Origin of the sequence: Candidatus Kinetoplastibacterium desouzaii TCC079E (assembly GCF_000340795.1) — a bacterium.
GTDB lineage: Bacteria > Pseudomonadota > Gammaproteobacteria > Burkholderiales > Burkholderiaceae_B > Kinetoplastidibacterium > Kinetoplastidibacterium desouzai.
Genome location: NC_020294.1, coordinates 42,694 through 55,424 on the forward strand (window position 1 = coordinate 42,694; position 12,731 = coordinate 55,424).

The window sequence follows — 12,731 nt, forward strand, 5'->3', positions numbered from 1 at the left end:
GTTATTTTTTAATTGCAAGAAAGTTTTGTAGTAATTCATATCCATATTCACTTAAAATTGATTCTGGATGAAATTGAACTCCAAATACTTGCAAGTTTTTATGTTTTACTCCCATGATGTCTCCATCAAGAGTAGTTGCCGTTATTTCCAAACATTCTGGAAGTGTTGATGGGTCTATGGTTAAAGAGTTATATCTTATAGCTGTATATGGGGAAGGTATATTTTTAAATATGTTTTTTTGATTGTGTTGTATTTGAACTGTTTTCCCATGCATTATATTTGAGGATCTAATTATTTTACCACCATAAGCTTCTCCTATGGATTGATGTCCTAGGCACACACCAAGTATTGGTATTTTCCCTGCAAATTCTATTATAGTGGAAATTGATATACCAGCTTGAGATGGAGCACATGGACCTGGAGAAATACAAATATGATCTGGTTTTAGATTTGATATCTCTTTTAGAGTTATTTTATCATTTCTAAATACAAGAACCTCTTCTCCTAATTCTCCAAAATATTGGACTAGGTTGTAAGTAAAAGAATCATAATTATCGATTAGTATGAGCATAATTTTCCTATGATTAGAAAGGTTCATCTAGTCCATTTTGAACTTGTTCAGCAGCCCTTAGAACTGCACGAGATTTTGCTTCTGTCTCTGCTAGTTCTAAATTTGGGTCAGAGTCGGCTACTATACCAGCTGATGATTGTACATATAGCATACCATCTTTAATTACTCCAGTACGTATAGCTATTGCCAAGTCCATTTCTCCACTATAACTTAAATAACCAGCAGCTCCACCATAGATACCTCTACATACTGGTTCTAATTCATCAATAACTTCCATGGCTCTTATTCTAGGTGCTCCAGTTAATGTACCTGCTGGGAATGAAGCTTTAAGTACATCCATGTTGCTAATCTCTGATTTTAAATTTCCTTTAACATTAGATACAAGATGCATTACATGAGAATATCTTTCTACTGTCATAGCATCTGTTACTTTTACAGAACCTAATTCAGCTATTTTACCTATGTCACTTCTTGCCAAATCAATTAACATAACGTGTTCTGCAATTTCTTTAGTATCCTTTTTTAGATCTTCTTCTAGTTCTTTATCTTGTATTGGATTTGATCCTCGTTTTCTAGTGCCTGCTAGAGGTCTAATTGTGGCTTGTGATTTTTTAGTTCCGTTACTGTCTTCAATATTTTCTTGGCGTACTAATATTTCAGGTGAAGATCCTACAACTTGGAAATCATCAAAATTCCAGAAATACATGTAAGGTGATGGATTTAATGATCTTAGTGCTCTATACAAAGATAGAGGAGCATCTCGATAAGGTTTTGATATTACTTTCCCTATTACTACTTGCATTAGATCACCGGCGGCGATATATTCTTTTGCTTTTTTAACTGCTTTTAGATAATCTTCTGAAGTAAAATCTCTTTCTTCTGATGTTTGCATGCTGCTGTGACTATAAGGTATTTCTACATTCTTTTTTAGACATGTCTTTAGTTCTGATAGTCTTTTTTGAGCTTTTGAATAACTTTCTGATTTATTTGTATCTGCGTATACTATTAAGTATATACGACCAGCAATATTGTCTACTACAGCAAGCTCATCTACATGTAATAGCATTATATCTGGCGTTCCTTCTTTCATTCCAGATGGAAATGGCTTTGTCATTTTCCCTAAGATTGGTTCTATATGACGTACAGTATCGTATCCAAAATAACCAGCTAAACCTCCACAGAATCTGATCATATTTGTGCGTAAAGCTACTTTAAATCTAGATTGATATTGTTCTATAAAATCAAGAGGATTTCCTGTATAAGTTTCAACTACTTGTCCATTAGTTATTACTTCTGTTTTTGTTCCTTTTGAGCGTATTACTGTTTCTGCTGGTAGAGCAATGAATGAATATCTCCCAGATTGTTCTCCTCCTATAACTGATTCCATAAGACAACTCATTTTTCCTGCTTTAGGACCAGAATGAGCTAGCTTGAGATAAAGAGAGAGTGGTGTATCTAGATCTGCGTATATTTCTGAAATAAGTGGTATTCTATTATACCCCTGTCCAGCTAGTGACTTAAATTCTATTTCTGTCATAATTAATCTCTGAAAAAAAACAATAAAAAACCCGGATATTTTTGATTCCGGGTTTAATAAAACTATAAAAATATAATTCTTTTACGCGCAGTAATATCACCCAGAAAGGAAGAAGCAACGCCAAGAGGCTTCAATATTCTTATTGAGGTTGATGATATGGTGCATATTCTTTATAGTTTCTAATGGTTATATATTTGATACATCGTTTTTAATGAGTCTCATTGTGAGAGTAAATCCACTTAGATGCTTTTGTCAAGTCTTTTATTACTCCATCAGCATTTAATTCCATAATGTTATTTTTATTGTGATAACCATAAGGCATGACTAATACAGCTGCTGTTTTAGCTTTTTTAGCTGCTATTACGTCATTACTAGAATCTCCAATCATTATTGTTTTGTTTGTAGAAATTCCTAACTTGTCGCATGTGAATAATATTTGATCTGGGTATGGTTTATTTCTTTTACATGTATCTCCGCAGGTTATAACTGAGAATAATTTTTCAATGTTAAACTTTTTTAAAATTTGATAAGTTGGTATAAATGGTTTGTTAGTAACTATAGAGAGAGTAAAACCTTTATTTTTTAGATCTTCCAAGCCATCTATGACTTTATCATACAAGACAGTTTGTTTGCCATTAGAGTCAATATAATATTCAGAAAATAGTTTTTTGGCTTTGCTAAATAATATATTATTTTCCCCATTGTAATTGTCTTTATGATCTTCTAAAGATTTTTTTATTAAATTGTTTATTCCTTTACCTATAAAGGTTTTTATTTTTTGCTCTGTTAGTTTTTCTAACCCCAGTTCAATTCTCATATTGTTTACAGAGTCAGAAATATCTGATAGAGAGTTTATTAACGTACCATCTAAATCTAATAAAACAGCAATAATAGACATATAATTTTTTATTTAAGATTATCTGATTTTGTGATTTCAGTGCGCATTGTATCTATTGTTTCTTTGTAATTTATTGATTCGAAGATTGCAGATCCAGATACAAAAGCATTTGCTCCTGCTGATCTAATTTTTGATATATTGTTAACATTTACACCTCCATCTACCTGTAATATAATGGATTTTTTTGTTTTGGTATTGTTTTCCCATATATCAATCTTTCTACGTGCTTCAATTATTTTACTTATAGATATAGGTAAGAATGTTTGTCCACCAAAACCAGGATTTACAGACATTATTAATATAACATCAATTTTATCCATCACGTAATCCAGATAGTGTAATCCAGTTGTAGGATTAAGTGCTATTCCTGCCTTACATTTAGATTCTTTTATTAAGGATATAGTTCTATCTATATGTTTTGATGTTTCTGGATGAAATGTAATAATATCTGCTCCAGATTTGGCAAACTCAGGTATTAAAGAATCAACATTTTCAACCATTAAGTGTACATCAAGAGGAGTTGTAGTAATTGCACGAACAGTTTTACAAATCATTGGCCCTATTGTTAAGTTTGGTACATAATGATTATCCATAACATCAATATGAATCCAATCAGCACCAGCATTTGTTACTTGTTTTATTTCTTCTCCAAGTTTGGCAAAATTGGCTGATAGAATGCTGGGTGTTATTAAAGCTGGTTTATTTATAATCATTAGAATTATTTCCAAAAGTATTATCTACACTTTATGATTATACTAAAATTGCATTAGAATGTATTTAGTTTCATGTTGTTTGCGTGATAAATAGTTTTGTGTTTTATTTAGGTAGTAACATCAAGGCAATAGGAAGTTAATTAATGCATTTTAATTCTATATTTTTTAAGTATTGCTTATATTTTTTTATGAGCGCGTTGATTTTTAATATTTACTTTTTTTCTCAATGTGAAGCATTCAATGTTTTTGATAGTGAAGATAAAAAAAATACAACAATTAATTTTCTACCTGTTTCTTGGGAAAAAATACCCGGTTGGCATGAAGAGAATTTCATAGAGATTTGGAGTGTTTTTTTAAAAAACTGCAAGAATATTAAAAACTTTTCTGGTAACACTGTTAATAATTGTGTTTCTAAAGATAGCTGGAATTTGTTATGTAATGCTGCTTTTGATTTTGAGAATACTTCTGATTCTAACAATAAAGATAAAATAAGGAAATTCTTACACGATCATTTAACTCCATGGTCTGTTGTGGATAAAAATAAGAATATCATTATTGGTAAGATGACTGGATATTATGAACCTTTATTAAAAGGATCTCGCTGTAAACATGGTGATTATCAATGGCCTATATTTGGGATTCCAAATGATTTAATCACTTTGGATTTGGGTTTACTATATCCAGAGTGTAAGACTAAAATAGTTAGGGGTAAAATAATAGGAAATCGTTTTTTGCCATATGACTCTAGAAGTTTATTGGAGAAAAGAATAGATGATTTGCCTGTAATAGCTTGGGTTAATGATCCTATAGATAGGATGCTGTTAGAGATTCAGGGGTCAGGTAGGATTTGCATAGAAGAAGATTATAACAATATTATTCGTGTTAGTTACGCTCTTAGCAATGGTCATCCTTTTGTATCTATACGTAAGTGGTTATTAGATAATGAAGGAGTTCATCCAGAACCGGAGTCTTTACGTCAATGGGCTAAAGACAATCCATTGAAAATTAGAAATATTTTAAATAAAAACCCATCTGTAATTTTCTTTATCGAGGAAAAATCAGATAGAATGACAGGGCCTATTGGGTCTTATGGTGTTAATTTGACACCTCTACGTTCTATTGCTGTAGATAGTAACTATATTCCTTTAGGTACTCCTGTTTTTATTTCGACGAGACACCCTAAGTTTAATACTATGTTATCCAGAGTGTTGTTTGCTCATGATACTGGTTCTCTAGTAAAAGGTATAGATCATATAGATTTATTTTGGGGATTTGGCGATGATGCAGAAAAATATGCACATATCACCAACCACCCATATGAAATATGGATTTTATGGCCTAAAACTGAAGATCATATTTACAATATTATCCAATAGGATAATATCGATTATCTGTGTGTTTCCTCATAATTTCATATAACTTTCTTCAGAATTGCTCTTTTAGCATAAAAATCTCTACTATGAGCTACATAGTTATTTCTTTTGTTTTCATATATTTAATTGTTTTCCATTTTGTTGTTTAAATTTGAATATAGTTAAAATTTTACTTTTATTAGGGATAAAATACTTCCATTCCTATTAAGCAATCACTAAAAGCCATTGGCTTTTCTATTTTAATTTGTAGTGATAACACTTCAGGTAAATTTGTCGTTATCTTATTTATTATTCTATTAATGAGAGTTTCAATTAAATTAATATGCGTGTCTGTGGATTCTTCTATTATTATATTTCTTAATTTCCTATAATCTAATACGCATTCTATATCATCAATATTTGTTGTGTTTACATATTCTAAATTAAATTTAGCATTGATTATTATGATCTGTGATTTGTTGATTTCATAATCAAGTATCCCTATATTTGTATTTATTTTTAGATCTGATATATATATTGTTTTTGTAGCCATAGTTTGTGATTTACACCATTATTTTTTTTATCTTATATTTTGTTTCTAATTTTTTTAAACTTACTGGTAAACATTTTAATTCATTGTGTCGGAAAAAAGTAATGTGTATTACTTCTCCTAGTTTGCATCTTTTAAGTGCTGATTCGATGCATTGATTTGAGTTTATTTTAATATTGTTAATAGCTATTAGCACATCACCAGAATATATGCCAGCTTCATAAGCTGAACCAGCTTCTATAATATTTGTGACTATTATGGTGTTGTTTTCATCGTTTGTTTTAATTCCAAGAGATGGATGAATACTATTTATACATTCCATTTGGAAACCGTGGTAATTTAACCAGTTATTTATAGGCATATCTGTTGTGCCATAGACATAATCAACTATAAATTTATCTATATTTACACCAGTTAATCGCTTAACTATATCAACAATATCATTTTCAAACATGCCTTTAGGTTTGTGTTTATAGAAGTTTTCACCATACTCCTTCCAGAGTAATCTCATTATGTCGTCTAGAGAATACTGTTCTTTGGTTTCTATTCTAATGTATGTGTCCAATCCAAATGCTACAATTGATCCTTTGGTGTAGTAGCTCACAATAGAATTTATTGAATTTTCATTTTGTTTATAATATTTTATCCATGTGTCAAACGAACTATCTGCCAAACTTTGCTTATATCTACCTGGGTATTGCATTAAATTATTAATCTTATTTTCTAATGTCTTAATATAAGTTTTTTCATCTATTAAGTTTGTTCTTAATAGGAATAGATGATCGTAATAAGAAGTAAATCCTTCAAATAACCATAATAACGTGGTTAGTGTTGGTTTCTTTAGGTCGTATTGTATAAATGAAGCTGGTTTTATTCTTTTAACAAGCCATGAATGAAAATATTCATGGCTTATTAAACTTAAGAAATCACAATATTCTGTTGGGGCTTCATCTATTCCTGTAATTGGCAAATAGTCCCATTTTATACTTATAACAGCTGAGGATCTATGTTCTATTCCTCCATAGCTTATCGAACCTATATTTATAAAAAAAGTAAATAAATTATTACTGTCGTTAAATGGACTTTTGTTGGATATTGGATCAAAAAAATTAATTTGAGCCTCACATATTTTTTTTATATCTCTACATATGCGTTTTATATCAATTTTTACTGTTAGTCCTGAGAAAATTAATTTGTGTATTGTCCCGTAGGATGTAAATTCACAGTGATCTAGATTTCCTATTTCTACTGGATGATCTATCAGACTATCATATGACTCAGCTATGTATAAATGTTCATCTGAATTACCATTTTTTTTTATTAAACTAGTATGTACCTCCCAATTTTTTTCTTTACATAATTGAGGTAAATCTACTTTTAAAAGGCACGGTAATTTTTCTAAGTTCTCTACATATAAAAAAACGCTGGATCCATTAAAGAAAGCTCTATTTGAGTCTAGATAAGAGCCTCGCACTGAATCGTCATAGGCATACACAATATACTCTATTGAAATCTCACTGTTCTTATTATCTAAGATCCAAGTATGGTTGTCTTTTTTCTCAAGATTTATTTTTTCTCCTTCAGAGTAGGCAAATATATTTTCTATGTTTCTAGAAAAATCTCTTATTAGGTAACTTCCTGGTATCCAGGTTGGCATTGATATTATAATTGACCCAGAATTATTTTGATTTTGTATCGTTATTGTGATCTTATATTTATGTCCGTTTAAATTAAATGGTGCAATTTTATATAATATAAACTCGTGATGAGGTATTTCTTCTTTATCTGTTAGTATTTGATTCATATAATTGTAAGTGTTGTTTATTAAGTTATTTCATTAAATAAAATATATATTCCAAGAAGAGTTTAATAGTGTATTCTATAGAAGAAGTTTTTCTCTCCCAGTGTATAGTATCTTTAACAACATTTGTTTTGTTTGTTTGTGTTGATAGTAATACAGGATTTTCATCTTTGTTGGGATCTTGTTGTTGTTTGTTACCATTATTATGGTTCTTATTTTATAATAAATTTGTTTGTGTTTTCTTTGGAGGAAAATATTCTAGCTATTGTTTTATAATGGCTCTGTTCCTTAAAAGTGTTTTCTCTGTTTTTTTAGTATGCCTATTTTCTTATCTATTCCATAGATGGTTAGTATGGTATTCTTACCTATTAAGTTTGTTATGTGTTTTGAAATGTTATTTATTACAACCACTATTTAAATATTTATATAAATCTATTAAATAGTTTTTGTTCTTTTATATGATTAAACTTTTTAAAAATAGTAGGATGATAATATGTTATCTGCCGGTGATATATCTCCACAGTCTTCATATATACAACATCATTTAGTTCATATGAACAATATTGGAGAGCCACAAGGTTCTATAGCACAGTTTAATGTTGTAAATTTTGACTCATTATTTTGGTCCATTTTTATGGGATTTATAGCTATTTTTTTTCTTTGGTTAGCGGCAAGGAAAGCAACTTCTGGTGTTCCAGGTAGATTCCAGACTTTTGTAGAAATGGTTTTAGATATAGTTGATCAGCAAGCAAGATCTATATTAGTAGACCCTAAAAGTAGAGAGTTCGTATCTCCATTAGCCTTGACTATTTTTGTTTGGGTAATTTTTATGAATTCTTTAGATTTCTTGCCTGTTGATATGATGTCAAAAATTTTTAGTCTTTTGGGTTTAGGAACTCATGAAGGTGATTGGTTTTATTACCATAGAGTTCTTCCTACGGCAGATTTAAATATTCCTTTAGGAATGTCGTTGGGTGTTCTTATTCTAACTATTTATTATTCTATAAAAGTAAAGAAATTTAGCGGTTTCTTAAAAGATATTTTAATGGCGCCATTTCATGCTCATGGAGTATGGGTTATATTATTAGCGCCAGCAAATTTTGCATTAAATATAGTAGAATATGCAGCTAAAACAATTTCTCTTGGCATGAGATTGTTCGGTAATATGTTTGCTGGTGAGTTGATTTTTATGCTGATAGCTTTGTTAGGTGGTTCATGGACGGGATTTAATGCAATGAGTTATTCTCTTGGTTTTGCTCATGTGTTAGCTGGTTCTTTATGGGCTATTTTTCATATATTAATAGTAGTTTTGCAAGCTTTTATTTTTATGATGTTGACTCTTGTTTATATAGGTCAGGCTCATGAAAGTCACTAGATATTTTTATTAATATTTTTATTGTTTCTAATTATTATATTCAAAGGAGTTATCATGACAAACGCAGCCTTCGTTGCTATTTCTTGTGCTTTTATTATTGGTTTGGGCGCTATTGGTGCTTGTCTTGGTATTGCTATAATGGGTGGTAAATATCTTGAGGCTTCTGCCAGGCAACCAGAATTAATGAATGCATTACAAACAAAAATGTTTTTACTAGCAGGGTTAATAGATGCTGCTTTTCTAATAGGTGTTGGAATTGCTATGTTATTTGCTTTTGCAAATCCTTTTGTTTAGAAAAGTTGTTATAGATAATAATATTTCTATATTTTTGGGGAGATGAAATAACGTGAATTTAAATGCAACGATTTTTTTCCAAATGATTGTCTTTTTTGTTTTGGGATGGGTCACTATGCATTTTGTTTGGCCTAATTTGATTAGTGCTATTGATGAGCGCCGCCAAAAGATAGCAGAAGGATTATCAGCAGCAGAAAAGAGTGTATCGAGTCTTTCTGAAACTAATGAGAAAGTTAAACATATGCTTGATGAAGCTAAAAAAGAATCACAAGTTCGGATTGTAACTGCAGAAAAACAGGTAACTAAATTATTAGAAAAGGCTCGTAGTGATGCTGAGTTAGAAAAATCTAGGATATTATTACAAGCACAATGCGATGTGGACGCTATTTTACGTCATGCTAAAGATGAATTAAGAAATGAAGTTTCTGTTTTATCAATTAAAGGGGCAGAACAGATTCTTATGCGTGAAATTAACATGGCCGAGCATAGAGAAATATTGGATAAACTTGAGGCTCAGCTTTAAACTTTGGATTTTTTTATGGTAGATTGTTCAACGGTAGCAAAGTCTTATGCTGAAGCATTGTTTTTGGTTTCTAAAGATGACTCTTCTTTAGATTTAAATAGTTGGATTGACTTTTTAGAAGAGATTGTGTCTTTGATGTCTGAAGATTGTTTTATTCAACTTATGATGAATCCTGGTTTAGAAATAGTTGTAAAAGTTAATCTGCTTTTTGAGTTTTTGTCTTTGGATATAAATAGCAAGAAATATAATTTCATGTTACTTCTTTTAGAAAAAAACAGATTCTCATTGCTTCCTCTTATATTAGATTCTTTAAAAGAAATTAAGAATAAGAAAGATGGATTTTCAATTGCTAAAGTTTTTACAGCTTTCCCAATTCCTGATGACTTAGCTAATAGAATGCTTATAATTATTGAAAATAAATTTAAGTTGAAATTAAAGATGCAAATTCTAATAGATAAGTCTCTAATTGGAGGGGTTGTGATAATTGTTGGAGATAAAGTGCTTGATATGTCTATGAAGAACAGATTAAAGAAAATGCAAGAAGCGCTTTTAACCATATAAAAAATTAAAATTTAATAAATTCCAGGAGTTGTTATGCAGCTTAATCTCTCAGAAATTAGTGAGTTTCTTAAGAGTCGCATAGAAGGTATGGACACTTCTCATAGTGTTCGCACGTTTGGTACAGTAGTTTCTGTTACAGATGGTATTGCTCGTATTTATGGTTTATCAGATGTAATGCAAGGTGAAATGTTAGAGTTTCCTAATAATATAGTTGGATTAGCTCTTAATCTTGAGCGTGATTCAGTGGGTGCTGTAATATTAGGAGATTATACTAGTATTTCTGAAGGAGATCAGGTTAAAACTACAGGCCGTATTTTAGAAGTTCCAGTTGGTCCTAGTTTAAAGGGAAGGGTAGTTAATGCTTTGGGATACCCTATAGATGGTAATGGCCCTATAAACAATGAAGAAACTGATGTAATAGAGAAGGTTGCTCCAGGAGTTATAGATAGATATACAGTTTCTCAACCTATGCAAACAGGTATTAAATCTATAGATTCTATGGTTCCAGTTGGAAGGGGTCAAAGGGAATTAATTATTGGAGATCGGCAAACTGGTAAAACAAGTGTTGCAATTGATGCCATAATTAATCAGAAGGGTAAGAATGTTACTTGTATTTATGTTGCTATAGGTCAAAAGGCTTCTTCAGTTAACAATGCAGTTCGTAAACTTCAAGAGCATGGTGCTTTGGATTATACAATAGTGGTTGTTGCAACAGCTTCTGATTCAGCTGCTATGCAGTATATAGCGCCTTATTCTGGTTGTACTATGGGAGAGTATTTCCGTGATAGAGGAGAAGATGCTCTTATAGTTTATGATGACCTAACTAAACAAGCATGGGCATATAGGCAAATTTCTTTGCTTTTGAAGCGTCCTCCTGGTAGAGAGGCCTATCCTGGTGATGTGTTTTATTTACATTCCCGTTTACTTGAGAGAGCAGCTAGAGTCAGTGAAGATTATGTAAATAAATTTACTAATGGAGCAATCAAGGGAAGAACTGGATCTTTGACAGCTTTACCTATTATTGAAACTCAAGCTGGAGATGTGTCTGCTTTTGTACCTACAAATGTTATTTCTATAACAGATGGCCAAATATTCTTAGAGACTGATTTATTTAATGCTGGTGTAAGACCTGCAATTAATGCTGGTATTTCTGTTTCTAGGGTTGGTGGGGCAGCTCAGACAAAAATTATAAAAAAGCTATCTGGTGGAATTAGAACTGATTTAGCACAATATCGTGAACTTGCGGCTTTCTCACAGTTTTCATCGGATCTGGATGAAACTACTAGGCGTCAATTAGAAAGAGGTAAGAGGGTTGTTGAATTATTAAAACAACCACAATATCAACCTTTATCTGTTTGTGAACAAGCAATTTCTCTTTTTTGTGTTAACAAGGGTTTTCTAGATGATGTTGATGTTAGTAGGATTATGTCTTTTGAGAATACATTTAGAGAGTTCTTAAAAAATAATTTTTCTTCTTTGATTGTTAATATTGAGAACACTCAAGATTTATCTAAAGAAGATGAAGATGCCTTGGTTTTAGCTATTGATGAATTTAAAAAGAATGTTATTTTTTAGTAATCAGTAGTTTTTTCTGGTTTAGTTGATATCATTTAGATTGGAAGATTTGATGCCTGGAATTAAGGAAATTCGCACTAAAATTAAAAGTGTACAAAATACTCGTAAGATTACTAAGGCCATGGAGATGGTGGCAGCCTCTAAAATGAGAAAAGCCCAAGAGAGAATGCTCATTTTTAGGCCTTATGCTAGTAAATTGTGTATAATTGCTGGTCATTTGATGCAGGCTAACCCTGATTACTCTCATCCATTCTTGCTAGAAAGAAAAGTTAAATCTGTAGGTTTAATTCTAGTTTCTACTGATAAAGGTTTATGTGGTGGTTTAAATACCAATCTGGGTCGTTTGGTTTTATCAAATATTAAGAATTTTAATCAGCAAAATATTAAAATTTATAGTACAGCTTTTGGCCAGAAGGGATTGAATTTGTTAAATCGTATTGGAGTTGAACTTTTATCAGAAGAGGTTCAACTTGGCGATAAACCTGATTTAAACAGATTATTAGGTTCTATTGCTGTACAGATCAATGCTTATATTGAAGGTAAAATTGATGCTTTATATATAGCAACAACTAAATTTGTAAATACAATGAAACAGGTTCCTGTTTTTTTAAAACTGTTACCTTTGCCTACAAATTTAAAGGATCCGTACGAATTAGAATCTGATTTATCATCTGAAAAGTTATTTGATAATAGTAATCTCTATAATTGGGATTATATATACGAACCAGATCCTAAAACTGTAATAGATGAACTTTTAAATCGTTATGTAGAAGGTTTGGTTTATCAAGCAGTTGTAGAGAATATGGCGTCTGAACAATCTGCTAGAATGGTAGCCATGAAGGCGGCTTCTGATAACGCCAAAAGAGTAATAGATGATTTGCAAACTATTTATAATAAAACTCGCCAGGCTGCTATTACTAAGGAGATTTCTGAGATTGTTGGAGGCGCTGCTGCTGTTTGATTGACGAATTTTAAAATGTA

General features: G+C 31.0%; 13 protein-coding genes. 7 read left to right on the forward strand and 6 right to left on the reverse strand.

Annotated elements, in window-relative coordinates; genetic code table 11:
• Position 1: 1 nt before the first annotated feature.
• From CDSE_RS00210 to rpe, 4 genes are all read right to left on the reverse strand, one after another.
• Positions 2-571, reverse strand: coding sequence for an anthranilate synthase component II (locus CDSE_RS00210; RefSeq protein ID WP_015396013.1), 570 nt, complete (start codon positions 569-571; stop codon positions 2-4).
• Positions 572-584: 13 nt separating this feature from the next.
• On the reverse strand, positions 585-2,108 hold the full coding sequence (locus CDSE_RS00215; protein WP_015396014.1) for an anthranilate synthase component I family protein: 1,524 nt from the start codon (positions 2,106-2,108) through the stop codon (positions 585-587).
• Positions 2,109-2,316: 208 nt separating this feature from the next.
• Positions 2,317-3,006 carry an HAD-IA family hydrolase gene (locus CDSE_RS00220; protein ID WP_015396015.1) on the reverse strand — a complete coding sequence of 230 codons (690 nt, stop codon included), beginning with the start codon at positions 3,004-3,006 and terminating at the stop codon, positions 2,317-2,319.
• A gap of 8 nt (positions 3,007-3,014) precedes the next feature.
• Positions 3,015-3,719 carry a ribulose-phosphate 3-epimerase gene (gene rpe / locus CDSE_RS00225; RefSeq protein WP_015396016.1) on the reverse strand — a complete coding sequence of 235 codons (705 nt, stop codon included), beginning with the start codon at positions 3,717-3,719 and terminating at the stop codon, positions 3,015-3,017.
• A gap of 188 nt (positions 3,720-3,907) precedes the next feature.
• Between rpe and mltA the strand changes: the two genes are divergently transcribed.
• Positions 3,908-5,095, forward strand: a complete 1,188-nt coding sequence (gene mltA / locus CDSE_RS00230; RefSeq protein WP_015396017.1) for a murein transglycosylase A — start codon at positions 3,908-3,910, stop codon at positions 5,093-5,095.
• 175 nt (positions 5,096-5,270) lie between these two features.
• Here the strand turns inward: mltA and CDSE_RS00235 are convergent, their stop codons facing one another.
• Positions 5,271-5,624: a dihydroneopterin aldolase gene (locus CDSE_RS00235; RefSeq protein WP_015396018.1), complete on the reverse strand. Its 354-nt coding sequence runs from the start codon at positions 5,622-5,624 to the stop codon at positions 5,271-5,273.
• A 10-nt stretch (positions 5,625-5,634) separates the two neighbouring features.
• Entirely contained in the window at positions 5,635-7,425 is a 1,791-nt protein-coding gene (locus tag CDSE_RS00240; protein WP_015396019.1) for a M61 family metallopeptidase, read from the reverse strand.
• 490 nt (positions 7,426-7,915) lie between these two features.
• On the opposite strand from CDSE_RS00240, the gene atpB reads away from it, so the two are divergent.
• The 6 genes from atpB to atpG are packed head-to-tail and all read left to right on the forward strand — an operon-like array spanning position 7,916 to position 12,711.
• Positions 7,916-8,797, forward strand: a complete 882-nt coding sequence (gene atpB / locus CDSE_RS00250; protein WP_015396021.1) for a F0F1 ATP synthase subunit A — start codon at positions 7,916-7,918, stop codon at positions 8,795-8,797.
• Between the two features lie 54 nt (positions 8,798-8,851).
• A complete protein-coding gene (gene atpE / locus CDSE_RS00255; RefSeq protein WP_015396022.1) occupies positions 8,852-9,091 on the forward strand; it encodes a F0F1 ATP synthase subunit C in 240 nt (79 codons plus the stop codon).
• Positions 9,092-9,143: 52 nt separating this feature from the next.
• Positions 9,144-9,614, forward strand: coding sequence for a F0F1 ATP synthase subunit B (locus tag CDSE_RS00260; protein WP_041186191.1), 471 nt, complete (start codon positions 9,144-9,146; stop codon positions 9,612-9,614).
• A 15-nt stretch (positions 9,615-9,629) separates the two neighbouring features.
• Complete coding sequence (locus CDSE_RS00265) at positions 9,630-10,175, forward strand: F0F1 ATP synthase subunit delta (protein ID WP_015396024.1); 546 nt, start codon at positions 9,630-9,632, stop codon at positions 10,173-10,175.
• A 33-nt stretch (positions 10,176-10,208) separates the two neighbouring features.
• Positions 10,209-11,750 (forward strand): F0F1 ATP synthase subunit alpha, encoded by a 1,542-nt coding sequence (gene atpA, locus CDSE_RS00270; protein ID WP_015396025.1) that lies wholly within the window; start codon positions 10,209-10,211, stop codon positions 11,748-11,750.
• A gap of 52 nt (positions 11,751-11,802) precedes the next feature.
• A complete protein-coding gene (gene atpG, locus CDSE_RS00275; RefSeq protein ID WP_041186192.1) occupies positions 11,803-12,711 on the forward strand; it encodes a F0F1 ATP synthase subunit gamma in 909 nt (302 codons plus the stop codon).
• Positions 12,712-12,731 lie beyond the last annotated feature (20 nt).